Below are 20296 nucleotides of genomic sequence, written 5' to 3' on the forward strand. Positions count from 1 at the left end.
GGTAACATTGGTTACCGGGTTGCTTTTTTAACCCGGTAACGTTTTTATTCAAGGCATGACGCAGACAGATGTCCTGGTGGTGGGTGCCGGCCCGACCGGCTTGACGCTCGCGTGTGATCTTGCCCGGCGCGGCGTCGCGGTGCGGATCGTCGATCGGGCCCCGGAGTTTCCGGGCGGCTCCCGCGGCAAGGGGTTGAGCCCCCGCAGCCTGGAGGTCTTCGACGACCTCGCGGTGATCGACCGGGTGCTGGCCTCCGGGATCACCCACCTGCCGCATCGCAAATACCGGGGAGCGGAGGTCGTCGCCGAAATCGACCCCGAGGCCGGACGGGTGCCTACGCCGGACATCCCGTACCCGACCGGCCTGATGATCCCGCAGTGGCGGGTGGAGCAGATCCTGCGCGAGCGGCTGGCCGACTTCGACGTCGCCGTCGAGCTCGGCGCCGAACTGCGCGGCTTCCGCCAACACGCCGACGGCGTGACCGCCACGGTCGGCCAGGCTCAGATCCAGGCGCGATATCTGGTCGGCTGCGACGGCGGTCGGAGCACCGTCCGCAAGGCACTCGGCCTGAGCCTGCGCGGCCAGACGCCGGACGTCCAACTCATGGCCGTCGGCGACGTCGAGGTCGACGGGCTCGGCCGGGACGCCTGGCACCAGTGGTTCACCGGCGATGGCGGGATCATGCTCTGCCCGCTCCCCGGCACCAACGCCTTCCAGGTGCAGGCGTCGCACGAGCTGGACCGGGACGGTACGCCGCTGGAACCGACGCTGGAGCGATTCCAGCGGACCTTCGACCGGGTCGCCGGCATTCCGGGCGTACGACTCCGCGGGCTGGAGTGGCGCTCGAGCTACCGGGTCAACGTCCGCATGGTCGACCAACTCCGGGTGGGCCGGGTGTTCCTGGCCGGGGACGCCGCGCACGTACACCCGATCGCGGGTGGCCTCGGCATGAACAGCGGGATCCAGGACGCCTACAACCTCGGCTGGAAGCTGGGGCTCGTGCTGGCCGGCAAGGCCAGCTCCAGCCTGCTCGACACGTACGAGGAGGAGCGGCTGCCGATTGCGAGTTGGCTGCTCGACATCACCTCGGAACGACTCGACGCCGTCCTCGACGCGACCAAGGAAACGGGCGGCGGCGTCGATGCCGTTGCCATCCCCGAACTCTCACAACTCATGCTCAACTACCGGTGGAGCCGACTCTCCCGCCATCCGGCGAGCCGATCCGGAGGACCGCGAGCGGGTGACCGGGCACCGGACGCGCCACTGCGCGACCCGGTGACCGGCGCGCCGGTTCGGCTCTTCGATCTCTTCCGTGGGCCGCACTTCACCCTGCTCGGCCTCGGGGAACGCTGCGCCGCCATGTTCGGCGAGGTCGAGACCGACATCGTCAAGCCCCACCTGGTCGGGCCGGGCAGCCTGCTCGACGACGGCGGGCACGTGGCACGCGCGTACGGTCCGGACGCCCTGATCCTCGTCCGTCCGGACGGACACATCGGGCTGGTCGCCGACGCGGCGGAGACGGGCAGTGTCGCCGGGTACCTCCGCTCGCTGTAAGAGGCGTCCGATTTCCTCGGTGGCCGGCGGCACCCTCGGACCACCGGCCCGAGGGCGCCGGCAACCTGCCGCCTCGGCGGTGTCACCCTGGTCACCCCGGAATATCTCCACCAGCATGTACCGTTAGACCAAACGTCTGTTCACAATACGATCTAAGATCAAGATTTTTGGTGGGAGATCGGATGGCCATCGAGTTGGGGATCGCGCTGGACCTTTCCGGGGCGCGGCCCGATCCCGAAGCACTCGCCGCGTTGGCCCGCCGGGCGGAGGCGGGCGGTCTGGACCTTGTCGTCGTGCGTGGCGACGGCGTTCCGGAGGAACGGCACGGACTGGATCCCTGGACCACTGCGGTCTGGCTCGCCGGCCGGACCAAGCACATCCAGTTCGGCGTCGCCTCCCCGGCGCCTGCCACGGACCCGACCGACCCGCAGGCGCCGTACCCCGCCGTGGTCGACAAGGCCCGGCAGAGTCTCGACCTGCTGGCCGGCACCAGGCTGATCACGTCGGAGTCGGCCTGGGTGACCGCGCCCGAGGGTGCCGGGCCCGACCAGCTCCGCGCCCTGGCCGAGGCCGGGCTACCGGTGGTGGTACCCGTACGCACCGAGGCGGACGTGGATCGCCTGACCGCCCTGCTCGGCGAGCAGGGCCGCGGCGTCCGGCCACGGCGGCCGGCGGCTGCCCGGGCGCGTCGCCGGGCAGGCATCGACTACGACGGGATACCGGAGTCACTCGCGGACGTGGCGGTCGAGCCCGGTGACCCGGGGTACCGCGCGACCGCATCGACCTACCTGCGGGGCGGCTCACCCGGGCTGGTGCTGCGGCCTCGCACGCCGGCGGAGGTGTCCGACGCTCTCGCCTTCGCGCGCCGCCACCGGCACCTTCCGCTCGGCGTACGCAGTGGCGGGCACGGCATCAGCGGTCGCTCGACCAACGACGGCGGTCTGGTCATCGACGTCGGAGGGCTGAACCGCATCGAGGTACTCGACCGGGACCGGCGCCTGGTACGGATCGGCCCGGGAGCCACCTGGAAGCAGGTCGCGGCCGCACTGGACCCGTACGGCTGGGCGCTCGGCTCCGGCGACTACGGCGGTGTCGGGGTCGGTGGGCTGGCCACTGCGGGCGGGATCGGACTCCTCTCCCGCGAGCAGGGCCTCACCATCGACCACCTGCGCGCAGTCGACCTGGTGCTCGCCGACGGCACACCGGTGCGGGCGAGCAAGGACGAGAACCCCGACCTGTTCTGGGCGGTACGCGGGGCGGGCGCGAACTTCGGCGTGGCCACGGCCTTCGAGTTCGAGGTCAACGAGTTGCGCGAGATCGGGTGGGCCCAGCTCGTCCTGGTCAGCACCGACATGGCGCAGACCCTGCGTCGCTTCGGCGAGCTGGCGAGTACGGCGCCCCGGGACACGACGGCGTTCCTCGTCACCGGGCGGCCCCGCCAGGGCCAGTCGACGGTTCAACTGTTCTCGATAGTCGACGCGCAGGACCCCGAGGTCATCGTCGACCGGCTCACCCCGTTCACCGAACTCGGCCTGCTCGCGCAACAGCAGGTCGTGCTCACCAGGTACAAGGACGTGATGGCCCAGGCCGCCGACGTCGGTCCCGAGGGCCAGCACGGAATGGGCGAGCCGGTCTCCCGGTCGGCGTTCCTGCCGGTACTCACCGACGAGTTCGCCCGCGACGCCGCTCGGCTGCTGCGCAGCGGCCTGGTCTACTTCTTCGAGCTGCGCACCATGGGCGGAGCCATCGCCGACACCCCGGCTGACGAGACGGCGTTCGCGCACCGCACCCCGGCTTTCCAGGTCACGGCGATGGGCGCGGACCAGGCGGCGCTCGACGCGGCCTGGGAGCGGCTCGCCCACCACTTCGACGGCCTCTACCTCAGCTTCGACACCGACCTGCGTCCGGAGCGGCTGCACGACGCCTTCCCGCCGCGGGTGCTGGCCCGGCTGCGGGGCCTCAAACGGCGCTACGACCCGGACAACCTGTTCCGGGACAACTTCAACATCGACCCGCGCCTCGACGCCCGGGCCGGGATGCCCGCCGCCGAGCGGGCGGACGAGGAGGCTACGCTATGACCGACTACGGACACGACCTGCTGTTCGGCACCTTCGTGACCCCCGCCGCGGGAAACGCCCAGCACGTCGTCGACCTGGCGATCACCGCGGACCGGGCCGGGCTGGACCTGGTCACGTTCCAGGACCACCCCTACCAGCCGGCGTACCTGGACACCTGGACACTGCTGTCCTACGTCGCCGCGCGCACCGAACGGGTACGGCTGAGCGGCAACGTGCTCAGCCTCCCGCTGCGCCCGCCGGCCGTACTCGCCCGGGCCGCGGCCTCGCTCGACGTGCTCAGCGGCGGCCGCTTCGAACTCGGCATCGGCGCCGGTGCCTTCTGGGACGGAGTAGCCGCGATGGGCGGCCGTCGCCTCACCGCGGGGCAGGGTGTCGTCGCGCTCGGCGAGGCCATCGCGATCATCCGGGACCTGTGGGACACCGACGCCCGCGGCGCGCTGCGGCACGACGGTCGCTACTACACCGTGGCCGGCGCGAAGCGAGGACCACGGCCGGTGCACGACATCGGGATCTGGGTCGGCGCCTACAAGCCCAAGATGCTGGCCCTGACCGGCGCGCTCGGCGACGGCTGGCTGCCCACGGTCGAGTACCTGCCCCGGGGGGTCGAATCGTTGCCCGAGCACAACGCCCGGATCGACGAGGCCGCGGTCGGGGCCGGTCGCTCCCCGGCCGAGGTACGGCGACTGATGAACTTCATGAAGGTCGAGTTCTCCCCGACCGGCCGTGGCCTGCTGGCCGGCCCACCCGCCCAGTGGGTGGAACAGCTCGCCGATCTCGCCCTCACGCACGGCGTCACCGCCTTCCTCATCGGCGGCGACGACCACGGCATCACCGAACGGTTCGCCGCGGAAGTGGCACCGGCCGTACGTGAACTCGTCGAGCGCGAGCGGGGCTGAACACCGACCCCGCACCGAAGCCGGCGTTCCGGGCGCGCAGACGACCCAGCCGGCCGCGGATCCGCTCGGCGTCCGGATGCCCGATCTCGACGAAGATGTCGAGCGCCTGCCGCCAGGCGTCCCCGGCCGCCCCGGCATCGCCGGCGGCGTCATGGGCGTCACCGAGATAGCCCAGGGTGTCCGCCACGTTGTACCGGTCGCCGAGCCCGGCGAAGAGGTCCCGGGCCTCCCGGTAGCAGGCGACTGCCTGGCGGTGGCTGCCGAGGTGCTGGTGGGCGTAGCCGAGGCTGTGCAGGGTGTTGGCCTCACCGCGCCGGTCGGCGAGGGCCCGCTGGAGGAGCAGCGCCTCCTGGCAGTGCACCAGCGCCTTACGGTAGTTCCCGAGCTGGGCCTCGTACCAGCCGACTCCGTTGAGCGCCCGTCCCTGCCCTGTCCGGTTGAGCGCGGCCCGGTGCAGCTCGAACGCCTGCTCGGCGTGGTCACGCGCCTCGGCGTACCGTGCCTGCCGGGCGAGCACCCTGCCGAGTCCGAGGTGGACGAACGCCTGCCCGACCGGGTCGTCCAGTTCGCCGAAGAGGCCGAGCGCCAGGTGGTAGTGGGTCTCGGCCTTGCCGAGCGGGCCCAGTTGGGCGTACGCCCCGCCGAGCCCGCGCTGCGCATAGGCCTGGGCCCGCCGGTCGCCGAGTCGCCGGGCGGCCTTCAGCGCGGTGAGCTGGGTGACCGCCAGGTCGTGGTAGCGACCGCCGTAGTCGAAGTGGTCCACGAGGATCCACGCCAGGCGCCAGGCGTGCGCGTCGAACCCGTCGCCGGCCGCCCTGGCGATCGTGGCGAGCAGTACGGAGTGCTCCGCGGCGAGCCAGTGCAGGGCCCCGGCGCGATCGGCGAGCGGCTCACACTCCACCCCGGACTCGGCTGGCTCGACGGCGAGCATGTCCCGGTGCGGATCCAGCAGCCGACAGGCGTCCCGCGCGGTGTGCAGATAGTGGTCGAGGACCCGGCGTACGGCGGTCCACCGGTCCGGCTCCGGGTCCAGCTCGGCCGCCAGTTCCGCGGCGTACACGCGAAGCAGGTCGTGGAAGGCGTACCGGCCGGGCGCATGCTCGACGACCAGGTGGGCGCGGGCCAGTTCGGCCAGTAGCAGGCGTACCCGATGCGGTGGCAGCCCGGCCAGGCTCGCCGCCGCCGGTGCGGCGGTGTCCGGGCCGGGATGCAGGCCCAACAGCCGGAAGAGCCTGGCCGCGGCCGGGCTCAGGGTGCGGTAGGACCAGGAGAGCACCGCCCGCACGTCGGTGGCGGCGTCGCCGATGGCGAACACGTCCAGCCCGGCCCGGACGTCCCGCAGCTCGCGGGCCAGCGCGCCCAACGGGAACGCGGGGTGGGTGTCGGCGCGGGCACCTGCGACGGCGAGGGCGAGCGGCAGCCGCGCGCACGACTCGATGATCTCGTCCACGGCCTCCGGCTCGCCGTCGATCCGGGCGGCACCGAGGCGGCTGGCCAACATCTCCCGCGCGCCGTCGACGGTCAACAGGTCCAGGGTCACCGGGTGGGCACCCTCGGCCGCGACCAGACCGGTCAGGTGGTTCCGGCTGGTCACCAGGACCAGGCTGCCGGGCGTGCCGGGCAGCAGCGGCCGGACCTGCTCGATGTCCCGCGCGTTGTCCAGCAGGACCAGCATCCGCCGGCCCGCCGACAGGCTGCGGTAGAGGCCGAACTGTGCCTCCAGACCGGCGGGTATCCGTTCGGGGGGCACGGCCAGGGCCTCGAGGAAACCGCGTACCGCCTCGGCCGGGCTCATCGTCGCACCGGTCGGGTCGAAGCCGCGCAGGTTCACGTACAACTGCCCGTCGGGAAACCGGTCGGCCACGCGGTGCGCCCAGTGCACCGCCAGGGCGGTCTTGCCGACTCCGGCGGTGCCCGACACCACACAGACCGGTACCCCGGTGGCAGGTTCGCCGGTGCTGGACAGGATCGCGTCCAGCCGGGCCAGTTCGGTCGCCCGGGCGGCGAATCCCCGTACGTCCGACGGCAGTTGCCTCGGCACGGTGGCCGCTCCGGCGGGCGGGGCGGCGCGCGGCTCGGGTGGCGAAGCCACCGCCTCCTGGCGGAGGATCCGCTGGTGGAGATCCTGTAGCTCGCCGCCGGGCTCGGTGCCGAGCTCGTCGCGGAGCACCCGGCGGGCATCCTGGAAAGCCTTGAGCGCCTCCGCCGGGCGTCCCGCGGCGCACAGCGCGAGCATCAGCCGGGACCAGAGGTTCTCCCGCAGCGGATGCTGGAGGACCAGGCGACGGAGCTCGCCGATCACGCCGTCGTGCTCGCCCAGCGCCAGCCGCGTCGTGGCGTGCTGCTCGACGGCGCTGAGGTGCCGCTCCTCCAACTGGGCCAGTTCGGCCCAGAGACGTGGGCCGAGCGGCAGCCCGTCCAGGGGAGTGCCGCGCCACAGGCGCAGCGCCTCCCGGTAGCACTCCGCTGCTCGCACGAAGGCGGTCTCCTCCTGGGCCTGCCGTGCCCGGCCGATCAGCTCGGAGAACGTGTCGAGGTCCAACTCACCGGGTAGAACCCGGAACAGGTAGCCGCCGGCGTCGGTGACGAGCCGGGAAGCGTCCGCGCCGGCCTGCTGCAACCGCTGTCGCAGCCCGGCGACGTACGTCCGGAGGTTGGACTCCGGGCTGGCGGGCGGGGTCTCCCACACCACCTCGGTCAGGTACTGGGAGGTCACCAGGTCGTTGGCGCGCAGTAACAGAGCCGCTAGTACGGCGCGCTGCCGAGGCCCGCCCAGCGGCACGCTCGCCCCCGCGTGCCGCACCTCCAGCGGCCCCAGCACCCGAAGCTCCACTCTGCTCCTCACCCACGTCGACCCGCCCGACGTCGATAGACCGGACGTCGAAACGACAAGTCCGTACGGGTTGGCCAGCCTCGCGCGGCACGGAACACCGCCAATATAAGGGACGAATCGTCAAGCGCGCCACGGCGCCTGTGCGGGATCTGTGCGCGATCTGGGCGCACCCTTTCGGATGGTTCTACCCGCGCCGGCTCACCACCCGTGGTGAGCCGCGACCTCGTCACGGTAGGCAGCGCCAGGCCGCGACGTCCCGTGGTAGGCACGCCGGGCCAAAAACCCGGCGGTGATCACGGAATTCACCAGCGCCAGGGGCCGGGTGAGCCGGCCGACGAATACGTTCCGGGGGACTTGGGGGTACGGCAACGTGCCGGATGTGATGCCGAACGACGTGACCGGTGGGCTCCAGTGGTCGAGGCGGTCGGTTCTGTTGGCCGGTGGGCTGCTGCTGGCCGGATGCGGTGGACCGGAGAAGCCGGTCATCCAGAGTGCGGACTACGATGGCTCGGCCTCGAAGTTGAGCCGGATAAGACCCATCCTGGAGCGCCGGGCAAAGGCGCTGACGGAGAAGAACGAGAAGGCGTACCTCGCCGACCTCGATCCGGCCAACAAGGACCTGATCGAGCGGGAGCGGCTGGTCTTCGCCAACCTGCGCCAGTTCGAATTCGCCGAGATCCGGTACGTCCTGAACGGCATGAGCGAGCAGCCCGACAAGGGTGGCTTCTGGTTCCGGCCGGTGACCCGGATCGCCAAGCTCACCGCCGACGCCGGTCCCGGCGACATCGCACCGGCCGAGTCGTTCCTCTATTGGCTGACGAAAAAGGGCGACACCTACCTGGTCGGCAACATAGTGCGGGTCACCATGGAGAACCGGGAGGAGCTTCAGATCCCCGGGCCGCGCGCTGACGCGCCGTGGAACACCGACAAGCTCACGGTGCTGAAGGTGGGCGACACGGTCTGGCTGGTCGGGGACGAGAGCGTCACCAACCTGGACCGGTACGCCGCCGTCACGAACCGGGAGCTGGCCAAGGTCAAGCAGCTCTGGGGCGACCGGGAAGCCTTTCCCGGCAATGTCCTCTTTTTCACCCGGGACAGGAAGAACGTCGAGAAGTGGTTCGGTATCACGGGCGCCGACGACTTCGCCCAGCAGGCGCTGGGCTACCAGATTCCGCAGCTCGGGGTGCGGAAGGACGGTCAGACCTACACCGACCAGTACGCCGCCTCGCGGATCCTGGTCAACCTCGCGTCGATCGAGGCCGGGAAGAGTCAGCCGTGGAGCACCATCCGGCACGAATTGACCCACTCGGTGACCGCCCGGGTCGCACTGTCCGGCTACAGCGACCTCCTGCGGCCGGCCAGGTGGGTGGTCGAGGGTTTCGCCCGGTACAGCGAGACCATCGACCAGCCGGCCCACGCGGCCGCGATCCGCAACGAGGTCGCCAGCGGGGTACGGGCCGGCAAGTTCCGTGGCACCACACCGCCCAGCAAGACCTTCTACAAGGACGCCGGCTTCAACTACGCCCTCGGCTCGACGGTCTTCAGCGTCGCCGAACGGCTGAAGGGGCGGGACGCGGCGGCGGAGTTGTACGCCCGCCTCGTCCAGCGCATCGACTCGGGCGACCGCTCCATCCTGGAGCTGCCGATCTTCGAGGGCATCTCCGAAGAGGTGCTCGACATGTCCAGCGGCTCGTTCCTCAGCAGGTGGAAGAGCTTCGTCCGGAATGGGGGCTGAGATGTCGGCGGCGTCACCGGGTGGCGGTGCGGGGGCCAGGCCCGGCGGGGGTGACCGGCCCCGCTGGCTCCTGCTCCCCGTGTTCGGTGTGGTCATGCTGCTGCTCGCCGGCGTCGGCGCGTTCCTCGGCGCACGCAGCTACGAGGGCAGCCGGGCCTCCCAGTCCTGCGGGAGCTACAGCTGCATTCCCCGGCTCGAGGCGGCGACGGTGGTCCAGGCGCTCCAGGGCCAGGGGCACACCTGCACGAAGGAGAGCAACCACCAGTACTGCGAGCTGCGGATCGGCTTCGTGCGCTTCCGGGCGTCGCTCCAGGTCTCCGACGAGCTCATCCACGCGATGACCGTGGACATCTATCGGGCCACCCCGGTCGCCGAGACCGGCCTGGCGTACCTGAACTGGTTTGCCACCCTGCCCTACGCGGGCGACGAGGAGACGTCCGGCCAGATCGAGGAGTGGGTGGCTGAGCAGGTCAACGGCAACAAGGACACCAGAGCCGTCATCGGCGACTACGAGTACCGGTTGACCAATCCCGAGACGTATGCCGTCGAACTCAATATCAGGGGTAACTTCTGATGACCGCCCAACCTTCCGGACAGCGTTACTCCCCGGACGGCAGGTTCTGGTGGGACGGCACCGGCTGGCGCCCGGTGGATGCCGCACCACCCGCCCCGGCGCCGGGGCAGCCCGGACCGGCGTGGTCGCAGCCGCCGTTCGGGCACTCTCCGGCCGGCGCCACCCCGGCCGCAGCCAACCCGGCCGTCGCCACCCCGGCCGGCGCCGGCCGTCCGCCCGGCGGGGCCGGCCCGTCCGGCCTGCCAGGTCCGGGCTTGCCGGGTATGGCCTTCCCGCCGCCCCGGGGCGTGGTCCCTCGGCGTCCGTCCAAGGCCGGCTTCCTGCTGGCGCTGGTCGGCACGCTGGTGGCGACGGCGGTACTCGGCGGGCTCGCCGGCGGTATCGCCGGGATGGTGACCACGGAACCTCCGGGCAACGACTCCGCGCCGCCGTTCGCCGCCGAGTTCCCGACCGCCGAGCGGCAGTACATGACCGGGGTGACCCTCGCCGTGGTCGCCGAAGACTGGATGAAGAAGTCCAACTCGTGGGTCTGCACCGACGCCACCACTCCGGAGACCTCGGAACGGTCCAGGAAGACGATGGAATGCCGCCCGCCGGATGACGACGAGCGGGAAATGTACGTGACCATCGAGTACGACGCGGACGACAAGATCAAATTGGTCAGCGGTCGCTGCCGCGCCGGCCTGAAGTCCAAGCCGTGCACGACGCTCGCCGCCAGCCTGGCCGACGCGGTGCTCTCGCCGCAGGGCGACCAACTGCGCAGGCAGGCGGAGAAGTGGGCGACGGAGAACGCCGACAGCGAGCGGGTGACGACCATCGGGGGCATCCGGCTCGAGGCATCTCTCGACCCGCACGGCATGACCGCCACTCCGGGTATCTGAGCGTGCGGGATCCACTGTGCACGGCTTGCCGCAGGCGGTGGCGCCAGCCGACCGTGGTCCACCCGTCGCTGGTGCGGTCGGGTGGACCACCGGCCGGCTCCCGGCGGCGATGCTGACAGGCTCAGCTCAGGGCCGGGTCCGCGGTCACCGGTGCGTCCCAGTCGATCACGTACCGCTGCTCCGGGCCGATCGTCTTCTCCGGGTTCATGGCGGTCTTCATCAGCAGTGGCATCAGCAGTGGCATCAACACCCTGGCCACCGCGCCCGGGGCCTTGGCCTGGTTGATCCGCGCTGCTCGGGCGGCGACCCTCTCCACGCGGCCGCGCCGCAGGCGCTCGAAGGCGGCGTACGCCGCCGGGACGTCGGTGATGTCACGCAGGCAGCGAGCCAGTTGCACCGCGCTTTCGATTGCCAGCGACGCGCCCTGGCCGGAACTGTTGGAGGGCGCGTGAGCCGAGTCGCCAACCAGCACCATGCGGCCCCGGTGCCAGTGTCGGACGCGTGGCATGATCTGCAACGATCCGACCACCTGTAGTTCGTCGGCGCTGCTGGTCGACATCAGGTCACGGCCGGGATCGTCATCGGCGTAGGCGGCGCGCAGTATCCGCATCCAGTCGGCCGACGGCACCGCCCGGGCTTCGGTGAGGCTGATCGGCCGCTCCTGCGGCAGGTTGACGCCCCACCGGGTGCCGCCGCCCGGCTCCGGCCAGTAGAGGTAGTAGCCGCCCTTGCCGAAGGTGAAGGTCATCGTGCCGGGGCCGGCCTCCACCTCGTGCCGCGCGACCGCTTCGAAGCCGAGGAGTCCGGTGAAGTGCGGGCCGGGTGCCTCGGGGTCGATCAGGCGGCGTACGGTCGATCGGATGCCGTCGGCCCCGACGAGGATGTCGGCGCTGGCGGTGCTGCCGTCGGCGAACCTTGCCGTGATGCCCGTCGCGCTCTCCTGCGTGTCCAGCAGGCGCTTGCCGTACTCGATGGTCACGCCGCCGGCGACGGCGCGGTCGTGCAGTACCCGGTATAGGTCGCTGCGGTGCACCAGTTGCAACGGCGGCACGTCGGCCAGGCCGGGCATTTCCAAATGCTTGCCGCCGACGGCCATGGCCATCCGGGTGATCGGCGTGGCGATTGCGGTCACCGCCTCGTCCGCGCCGACGGTCCGCAGGGCCGCGACGCCGTTCGGCGCGAGCGCGAGCGTGCCCCCGATGCCGTCGGCGGTGCTCGGGTACGCCTCGTAGACGGTGGCCGCGATGCCCGCCCTGCGCAGCGCCAGTGCCGCCACCGGGCCGGCGATGCCGCCGCCGACGACGATCGCTGTCCGTACCTCAGTCATGGTCTTCTCCCTGGTCATCGGTTCTCGTGCATGGCGAACCGACCTGGGAGGGAACCGGCTATCCTCGTGGTTGTCGCCTCGCGCCGAGCGCCTTCCCAGGTGTGGTTCGAGGTAAGGGCCCTGGCGCGGTGTTGGCGCACCGCGCCAGGGCCGTCCGTCACTCCGTCGAGCTGGTCCTTTCCGCGAGTTCGGTCAGCTCTGCCGGCATCTCGCCGGTTTCGTGGTAGGCCCGCCACACGTCCAGCCCCGGGTAGGTGCCCGAGGTCAGTTCGGCGAGCAGAGCGCGGATCCAGGCCGCTTCCGCCTCCTGGATGGCCAGGTCGTACTCCGACTCGACCAGGAACAGTCGCGGGATGTGCCGCGTGTGCTGCGCGAGGGCGTCGCGGGCGGCCGTGAGGTTGTCGTCCAGCAGGTCCAACCGCCGCCGCAGCAGCCGCGCGGCCTCGTCCGGGTGAAGGACGGCGAGCACGGACAGGCCGGCACGGAAGCGCGGTTGCTCGGGCATGGGGGTCGAGACCAGCTCGCGGGCCCAGTCGACCAGCTCCGCGCGGCCGGAGTCGGTGATGCGATAGACGGTGCGTTCGGGTCGACGGCCTGCGCGGACACTCTCCACGGCCGCGATCATGCCGTGTTTATCCATGTTGCGAATGACCGTGTACAGAGATCCCCACTTGATCTGCATGTCCTGGTCTTTGCCCCAGGTTCGCAAGGCCGTGGCGATCTCGTAGGGGTGCATGGGTCGCTGGGCGAGCGCCGACAGCACGGCGAGGGCCAACAGGTTGCTGACCTTGCGCCGCTTCGCCACGCTACCCACCTCGCCGATGCTCGCATGCGATTACTTGCAGACGAGTATATGTACGCGAGTATCAGTTGGCAACGGATGCCGGCTCGGTGCACGGGGGCGCGTGCACCGAGCCGGGTGGCGAAGGCGTCGGCGCCGCGCGACTCCGTCCGGAGGCCGTCGTCAGTGCCGAGACGCCGGCCGGGGCGCCGGTCAGGCCCGGAGGAACCTGCTGACCGGCAGCGGACGGTCGACGATGCGCAGGTCTCCGATCCAGCCGTAGAAGCCCTGTTCCACGATCCGGTCGTAGTGGTAGGCGCCGACGAACCAGGGCTCGCGTGAGCTGGCCAGTCCTCGGGCCGGGGTGGACGGGTTGCGGAGCAGTTCGGCGCCGTCGACGAAGAGGGTGGTACGCCGGCCGTCGTTCACCACCGCGACGTGGAACCATTCGTCGGCGCGCATCTCGTGGCCCCAGTTGGTCGAGATGCCGTCCTGGTTGACCGGGAAGACCGCCCACTGCAACGCCATGCCATCCGACATGCTGAGCGTGGCGATCGGCTCCGCCGGGTCACCGCCGGTCTTGCCGGCGTCCCGGCCGGCGCCGAACCGGCTCAGGATGCTCATCCAGGCGTGGTTGGTGGCCCGGACGTCTGCCGGCAGCTTCACGAACGCCTCGATCGTGTAGCCGTTGTTGAAGGTCGTCGCGTTCAGCGGCGCCTCGTCGACGGTACGCAGGTAGGCGCCGCGGGCGGGCAGCTTGCCGCCGTCGAAGAAGAGGCTCGCGTGCGCCGGCTGGTCGCCGTGGTGTTCGGTGGACCAGCGCAACGCGTCCGGGCCGCTGCCGGCGAGGCTGACCCGGGTCAGGTGGTTGCCCCGGCCGGAGAGATCCGCGATCCGGAAGCCGTCCGGCACGGGCGTGCCATCAGCCCGGCCCTGGTCGAACCGCCAGTAGGCGACGGTGCCGTCGACCAGTACGGTGGCCGGGTTGCGGGGCGGGCGGGGCGGCACCGGGGCGAACCCGGCGAACCGGTCGGCGAAGTCGACGGCGAGGCTGAACCGGTTGGCCGGGTCGGTCAACTCGACCTCCCGTTGCTCCAGTGCGTTGCGTCGCTCCGGCTGCTGGCCGAGGATCCACGGCGAGATCGTCTCCACGTCGATCGTGTTGCGCGCCAGGTCGAAGTGGTAGAGCCGGATCATCGCGCCGCCGCCGTAGTAGCGGTCCTGGTAGTTGGTGATGTGCACGTGCACGTCCCGCCCGGCGTTGTTGCGCAGCACGGTGCGTCCGGGCGGCCAGAAGTGCCCGTTGAGGGTGAGGAAGATCTGGTCGCTGTCCTTGATCAGCCCGTCCCAGAGCCGCTGGCCGTGCCCGGAGAGTTCCGCGACGCCGGTGTCGTCGGCGTGCGCGAGGTCGTGGGTGGTCAGGATGACGGGGGTACGCGGGTGTGCCGCGAGCACCGCCTTCGCCCAGCCGAGGGTGCCGTCGGAGGGCCGCCAGTCGAGGGCGAACACCAGCCACTCGCGGCCGGCGGCGGTGAAGACGTGGTACGTGTTGTAGCCGTCCGGCGTGCCGCCCCGGTACGTCGGCGAGGTACGGAATCGCCGTGGCCCGAAGACGTCGAGGTACGGACCCGGTCCACGCTGGTCGGTGGTTGACGGGTCGACGTCGTGGTTGCCGGCGAGCACGCTGTACGGCGTCCGACGCCGGTCGAAGATCTCGAAGACCTCGCCGGCCCGGGCCAACTCGGCAGCGGCCGCGTTCTCCACGATGTCGCCGAGGTGGGTGGTGAAGACGATGTTCTGCTCCGCCTGGTGATCCTGGATCCACCGCAGCGTCGCGGTGAGCGGCGCCGGGTCGCCCCGGTCGGCGTCGAACAGATACTGGGTGTCGGGGATGACGGCCAGGGTGAACCGGGGTGACCCGAGGTTGGGGCGGTCGCCGGTGTGCTGGCCGGCCAGCGCGGTGCCCGGGATGAGCGCCCCGGCCGTACCTGCGCCCACCAGGCCAGCCCCCACCAGCCCGGCCCCCTGCAGGAATCTGCGCCGGTTCGGGGTCTGCTGCATGATCGTGCTCCTCGGATCGCGGAAGAAACCGCAGATCAGTACGACGGAAGCCGTCAAACAGAGATCATTTCTGCCGTCAACGCGGACCGAACTCCGGGTGAACCTCGCAGCGGCACCACCCCTGGACGCTCGCGAAAACAAAGGTGCCGGATACGGGGCTACGCCCGTATCCGGCACCCGGTCGCTCAGAGCTGGCGCACCCTGATGTTGCGGAACTCGATCACGTCGTTGGTGCCGTGGTTCTGCAACCCGACGAAGCCGCTGAGGAACTGCCGCAGGTCGGTCGGCGGGTCGCCCTGGCGGGACGACTGCTTGCCGGGTGTGTTGTCGAACTCACTGATCACCACACCGTTCCGGACGATCGTGTAGTGCTGGCCGATCACGCGGACCTCGTAGTCGTTCCACTGGTTCTTCGGGGTCGCCCCGGCCTTGTCCAGGGTGTTCGGCGCGAAGTTGTAGACCGAGCCGGTCTTCTGCGGCTCGCCGGTCTCGCCGTCGTAGATCTGGATCTCGTGGCCGCAGTAGATCGCGACCCAGGCCGGGGAGGTACGGGCCGAACCCACCGTGCCGCAACTGCCTGGCGGGCGCTGCTCCAGCGGAGTCCTCGGGTCCGGGAACCGTACGAAGATGCCGCTGTTGGCCCGGACGTTCTCCGGGGAGATGTCGCGGAACTGCACCCTGATCGAGTAGTCGGCGAGCTGCTTGTCCGCGTACCACAGCATGCCGAGGCCGCCGGAGCTGCGGATCGAACCGTCGGGGCGCAGTGCGAACGACCCGCCGGGTGCCTGGCGCCAGCCGGCGAGCGACTTCGCCGATCCGTCGAAGATCGGCTGGTAGCCGTCGGTGGCACCGATCGGGGACTGCCGCCCGGCCTGGCGCAGCGCCCTCATCTCGCGGTTGTCGATGACGTGCGCGGCGGTCAGTTCGGCGAGCACGGCGTCGAGGTGGGTGACGAACGAGGCCCGGTTCGGCCAGGTGGTCTCGTCGTCGATCAGGTCGTTGATCGTGCAGCCGCCGCCGGTCTGCCGGTTGGCCACCCCGGTGTCGGTGTCCAGCATCCAGACCGTCGGCCGGGCGTCGGCGGCACCGCAGCCGGCGTTCACGTCGATCTTGCCGGTGACCACCTCCCCGTCGGCGTAGGTGACCTTCACCGTCGCCTGGAAGGTGCCGTACCGCTTGTAGGTGTGCGTCGGGTGGGCCTGGTGCGACAGCTTGCTGCCGTCGCCGAAGTCCCACTCCCAGGCCACCCCGCCGACCCTCGCGGCGGAGAAGCCGATGGTCCGGGGCTGGCTCGGCGTGACCGACTGCGCCGTGGCCAGGCTCGGGTTCGGAGTGGCCTGGCCACCCTGGTAGGTGATGCGGATCAGCTTCTGGTTCGGGTGCAGGCTGAAGAAGCCCCTGCCGTAGTCGAGCATGTAGAGCGCGCCGTCCGGCCCGAACTTCGCATCCATCCAGGAGTCGAGCTGGTTGGTGCCGGTGCCGTTCTGGATGATGGCGCGCAGGTCCTCGGCGAAGGCCGGCGCCCCGGCCTCGGCGACGGTGCTTGGGTCGACGGTGACGGCGATCCGGTTGTTGCCGTTGGACTGGTCACCGATGAACCACTTGTTGTCCCAGTACGCCGGCCAGGCGACGCCGCTGTTGACGTCGACGTTCTCGCGCTGGTAGGTCGGACCGTCCATGATGGCCTGGCCGCCACCGCTCAGGTACGGCTGGGTGTAGGTGGCGTCCTCGGCCTTGTACGTCGGCAGCCCGCTACCGTCGGTCCGCTTCGGGAAGACCGGGCCGCCACCCTGCGGGGAGTACCAGATCATGTTGTCCCGCACCGGCGGGAGGTTGACCAGACCGGTATTGCGCGGCGACTCGTTGCGCGGGTTGTCACAGTCGTACCAGCCGGTCAGCACGGTGGCGTCGGTGTTGCTGCGGTCCCGGTACGGCTGCCGGTTGCCCATGCAGTACGGCCAGCCGTGGTTGCCCGCCGAGGTGATGACCGTCGCCGTCTCGTACTTCGCCGGACCGAGGTTCGGGTCCGGGGCGCCGGCGTCCGGGCCGACCCACGCGGCGGTGAGCCAGTCGTTCACCGGGTCCCAGGCGATCCGGGCGATGTTGCGTACGCCCATCACGTAGATCTCCGGCCGGGTCTTGCCGCCGCCCTGCTCCTGGCCGGTGAAGAGGTTGCCGTCCGGGATCGTGTAGGTCCCGTCCGGCTCCGGGTGGATGCGGAGGATCTTGCCGTTCAGGTCGTTGGTGTTGCCGGAGGTACGCCGGGCGTCCTGGAACGAGATGCCCGCGTACTCCTGGGTCCAGTTGTTGCCGGAGTAGCCGCTCGACCCGCCGGAGGAGTTGCTGTCACCGCTACCGATGTAGAGGTTGCCGGACTCGTCGAAGGTCATGCCGCCGCCCGCGTGGCAGCAACTGTGGATCTGGGTGTCCCAGTGCAGCAGGTCCTTGCGGGTGCCCTGGTCGATCGACTGCTGCGCGTGGTCGTAGGTGAACCGGGAGACCGTACGCTGGCCGACCCGCCGTTCCCGGTCGATCGACTCGTGCGGCATCCAGTAGACGTAGAACCAGCCGTTTTCCGCGAACTTCGGGTCGAGGGTGATGCCGACCAGGCCCTCCTCGTTCTTCACCAGCTCGCTGCCGCTGCCCCGGTTGCCCATCACCTTCAGCGTGGTCAGCAGCTTGACCTGCTTGGTCTTCGGGTCCCACTGGTGGATGGTGCCGCAGCCCAGGCCCACGTTCGGGTCGGCCCAGTCGGCGACCGGCCCGCTCGGGCAGGCGGCCTTGCCGATGTAGAAGACCTTGCCGTCGGGGGCGATGGTCAGGCCGTGCGGCTCACCGATCTGGTCGAGCTGCCCGGACTGGTTGGTGGTGGTCAGCCGCTCGATCTTGTAGTTCGCCGCGATGGTCGCCTGGCAGTCGCCCCGGACCAGGCCGGCCGTCCACTGGAGCGCGCCGAGCAGGTGGCTGCGGAACCGCGTGTCGGTGGTGTAGCTGGCTTCGGTACGCCCCATGCCGGTGTAGAACGACCGGCCGCCGTCGTAGTCCCGGCACCAGGAGATCGGGTGGAAGGCGCCGTTGCCGGCCAGCCCGGGGTTGTAGGTGTTCTCCTTGACCTGGGCGATGGTGTGCACCCGGCCGACCGGGCTCGGGTCCCAGTTCATCCACTGGTCGGACCGGGTCCAGTTCAACGGCAGGCCCTTGTTCGCCGGGTGCTGCCGGTCGACCACGTCGACCACGGCCTCCTGCACCTGGCTCTCCGGCGCCGGTCCCGCGTTCGGGCCGATCAGCCACAGCTCGGCGAGTTGGATCAGCGGCTCACCGCTGTTCGCGGTGATGTTCAACCGGTAGTACTCGTACGCCTCGGTGTTGGTGAACGTGTACTGCTTGGTCTGGAACCGCCCCGAGAAGGTCTCCCCGGTGCGGCGGTCCAGGTCCGTCCAGGTCTCGCCGTCGGTCGACCCCTGTAGGGTCCAGTCCCTCGGGTCCCGGCCGGTGAAGTCGTTCGCCGAGGTCAGTGCGTAGTGCGCGATCACCTTCGGCTCGGCGAGCTTGGCGACGACCCACCCGGTCGGGGTACGGGTGAGCCACTTGGTCCCGGTCGACCCGTCGATCAGGTTCTCGACGATCTCGTTCGGCGGGTTGTTGCCGCTGGCCGTGACGCTCTCGATCTTCTCCGCGTTCGGCAGGCTCGCCGCCGGGCGGGTGCCGATCAGACCGGTGAACCACTCGGAGCCGGGCTGCGCGCGGGCGGCGTCGTGGATGCCGACGAACCCGCCACCGCCCTTGACGTATGCCTGGAACGCCGCCTCCTGGGCGTCGTTCAGCGTCACCCCGTTGGCCGACAGGAACACCACACTGCGGTAGCGGTCCAGGTTGTCGGGGGTGAAGACTGCCGGGTCGGCGGAGACGTGCACGGTGAAGCCGTTCTCGTTGCCCAGCTTCCGGATCGTGCTGACGGCCCTGGCGACCGGGTCCTCCTGGGACGCCGCCGGGCCGTGGAAGACCAGCACGTTCACCGCCTGGCCGCCCCAGGCCGGCGCGATCCCGCCGACGCTGGCGTCCGGGGCCGCGGCGACCGGCGCGCTCAGCAGACCGAGGGTGAGCAGGGCGCCCGAGGCCACGGCGACCGCGCGGCGGAACGGGCCGGCACCGCGACTCCGGGGCCGGGGGACCGGGTGGAGCGCGGGGGACGGAAGGTCAACGGGGTCGGGACGGTGTCGCCCGACCGATCGGGATAGCCGGAAATGGCGTCGGTGAGCCATTTCTCCTCCTCCACAGGGGGTACGAAGAGTGCTTCAGGCGCTGGCAGGGGTGCTCGGTTGGCGGTGCGGGGTGTCGCGGGTCATCGGTGGTTCGAGTGCGCGCCGGCAGGTGCCGCCGCGCCCGGTGCCGGCGCGGCCGGCGGATGGCCGCCGGCGTGCGGCGGCATCTGCCCGTTCTCGTCGAGCACGTGCAACGTGGTCGACATGCCCAGGTCGGAGTGGAACTGCATGTGGCAGTGCAGCATCCAGTGCCCCGGTCCCACGGAATCGCCCGCGACGATCTGCACCCCGAAGCTGTCACCCGGGCCGAGGGTCTTGTTGTCGATCACCGGGATCGAGTCGATGAGCGCTCTGTTGCTGCCCTCGACCAGGCCGGTCCGGGTGTCCGCCCAGGAGTGACCGTGCACGTGGAACGTGTGCATGTCGTCTCCGATGCCGATCACGATGAACTCGACCCGCTCGCCGAGCTTGGCGACCAGGCAGGTCGGGCCCGGTTGCGGGTTCACCGGGTCACAGGTGTCGGCCTCCGCGCTGCGCCGCAGGTTGATGGTCTGCCGGTCACCGAAGGCCGTCACGTAGGTCCGGTCGGGCCTCGGGTCTCCCTGCCGGCGTACCACGAGACCGCCGAACAGCCCGGAGCGCAGGCCCTGGGTGCCATGCGGCCCGCCGACCACGTGGTCGTGGTACCACCAGTAGCCGGCGGTGCCCTGCGAGGTCGCGGTGCGCGGTTTGGCGAACCAGATGTACGTCCGCGAGCCGCCCGGCGGCACGAACGAGTTGCTGTGCACCGTGCCGTCGGACTGCTGGGTGTACTTGACCCCGTGCACGTGCAGCGAGACGCCGACCGGATGCGCCGGATCGGTGCGCAACTGCTCCAGGGTGGCGGCCGGCACCTGGTTGTGCAGGGTGATCGCCAGGCATTCCCCTTCGATCATCTCCATCGTCGGCCCCGGGTAGGAGGCCGTCTGCGGGGTGAGGCCGTAGCCGAGCCGGACCTGGTTGGTCACCGGGTCCCTGGGGAGCTCGACCGCGTACAGGTTCAGCCGCCGGTCCGGCGTGACGCAGCCCGCCGGCCGTTCCGCCGACGCCGCCGCGGCCTCGACCGACCGCTCGGCCGGCCGGGCGGTGCTGCCGCCGGCCACGGCCAGCCCGCCCGCGCCGACCAGCGTCGCCAGCATGATGGCCGCCACCATCACGGCCCGGCCGGCGCTCGTGCCGAGCAGCCGGGTCGGCGACGCCGGCCCCCTGTCGGGTGGCGAGAGTACGACCTCGCCGATGTCCTTCGTTTCCTGGTCCAACGTTCTATCCAATCG

At 70.7% G+C, this 20296-nt stretch carries 12 protein-coding genes; 6 read left to right on the top strand and 6 right to left on the bottom strand.

Annotation, left to right across the window (positions count from 1 at the left end; translation table 11 throughout):
* The first annotated feature begins 55 nt into the window (after positions 1-55).
* The 3 genes from ACSMXO_RS13055 (at position 56) to ACSMXO_RS13065 (ending at position 4529) form a co-directional block, all read left to right on the top strand.
* Positions 56-1555, top strand: coding sequence for an FAD-dependent oxidoreductase (locus tag ACSMXO_RS13055; protein WP_455417922.1), 1500 nt, complete (start codon positions 56-58; stop codon positions 1553-1555).
* 182 nt (positions 1556-1737) lie between these two features.
* Complete coding sequence (locus ACSMXO_RS13060) at positions 1738-3633, top strand: FAD-binding oxidoreductase (RefSeq protein ID WP_455417923.1); 1896 nt, start codon at positions 1738-1740, stop codon at positions 3631-3633.
* Complete coding sequence (locus ACSMXO_RS13065; RefSeq protein ID WP_346263343.1) at positions 3630-4529, top strand: LLM class flavin-dependent oxidoreductase; 900 nt, start codon at positions 3630-3632, stop codon at positions 4527-4529. Before ACSMXO_RS13060 ends, ACSMXO_RS13065 begins: the two co-directional genes overlap by 4 nt.
* On the opposite strand, the gene ACSMXO_RS13070 is transcribed toward ACSMXO_RS13065, so the two are convergent.
* On the bottom strand, positions 4462-7362 hold the full coding sequence (locus ACSMXO_RS13070; RefSeq protein WP_455417924.1) for an AfsR/SARP family transcriptional regulator: 2901 nt from the start codon (positions 7360-7362) through the stop codon (positions 4462-4464). The two genes, ACSMXO_RS13065 and ACSMXO_RS13070, sit on opposite strands and share 68 nt — an antisense overlap.
* Before the next feature lie 382 nt (positions 7363-7744).
* On the opposite strand from ACSMXO_RS13070, the gene ACSMXO_RS13075 reads away from it, so the two are divergent.
* From ACSMXO_RS13075 to ACSMXO_RS13085, 3 genes are all read left to right on the top strand, one after another.
* Positions 7745-9097, top strand: a complete 1353-nt coding sequence (locus tag ACSMXO_RS13075) for a hypothetical protein (RefSeq protein WP_455417925.1) — start codon at positions 7745-7747, stop codon at positions 9095-9097.
* A gap of 79 nt (positions 9098-9176) precedes the next feature.
* Positions 9177-9671, top strand: a complete 495-nt coding sequence (locus tag ACSMXO_RS13080) for a hypothetical protein (RefSeq protein WP_346263340.1) — start codon at positions 9177-9179, stop codon at positions 9669-9671.
* A complete protein-coding gene (locus ACSMXO_RS13085; protein ID WP_455417926.1) occupies positions 9671-10552 on the top strand; it encodes a hypothetical protein in 882 nt (293 codons plus the stop codon). Before ACSMXO_RS13080 ends, ACSMXO_RS13085 begins: the two co-directional genes overlap by 1 nt.
* 121 nt (positions 10553-10673) lie before the next feature.
* On the opposite strand, the gene ACSMXO_RS13090 is transcribed toward ACSMXO_RS13085, so the two are convergent.
* The 5 genes from ACSMXO_RS13090 to ACSMXO_RS13110 all read right to left on the bottom strand — a co-directional run bounded on the left by ACSMXO_RS13090 (position 10674) and on the right by ACSMXO_RS13110 (position 20281).
* Entirely contained in the window at positions 10674-11879 is a 1206-nt protein-coding gene (locus ACSMXO_RS13090) for an FAD-dependent monooxygenase (protein WP_455417927.1), read from the bottom strand.
* 157 nt (positions 11880-12036) lie between these two features.
* Positions 12037-12684, bottom strand: coding sequence for a PadR family transcriptional regulator (locus ACSMXO_RS13095; RefSeq protein ID WP_346263337.1), 648 nt, complete (start codon positions 12682-12684; stop codon positions 12037-12039).
* A 189-nt stretch (positions 12685-12873) separates the two neighbouring features.
* A complete protein-coding gene (locus tag ACSMXO_RS13100; RefSeq protein WP_455417928.1) occupies positions 12874-14721 on the bottom strand; it encodes a LamG-like jellyroll fold domain-containing protein in 1848 nt (615 codons plus the stop codon).
* Between the two features lie 185 nt (positions 14722-14906).
* Positions 14907-18842 carry a ThuA domain-containing protein gene (locus ACSMXO_RS13105; protein ID WP_455417929.1) on the bottom strand — a complete coding sequence of 1312 codons (3936 nt, stop codon included), beginning with the start codon at positions 18840-18842 and terminating at the stop codon, positions 14907-14909.
* A gap of 221 nt (positions 18843-19063) precedes the next feature.
* Positions 19064-20281, bottom strand: coding sequence for a multicopper oxidase domain-containing protein (locus ACSMXO_RS13110; RefSeq protein ID WP_455417930.1), 1218 nt, complete (start codon positions 20279-20281; stop codon positions 19064-19066).
* Positions 20282-20296 lie beyond the last annotated feature (15 nt).

The organism is Plantactinospora sp. DSM 117369 (assembly GCF_053764795.1).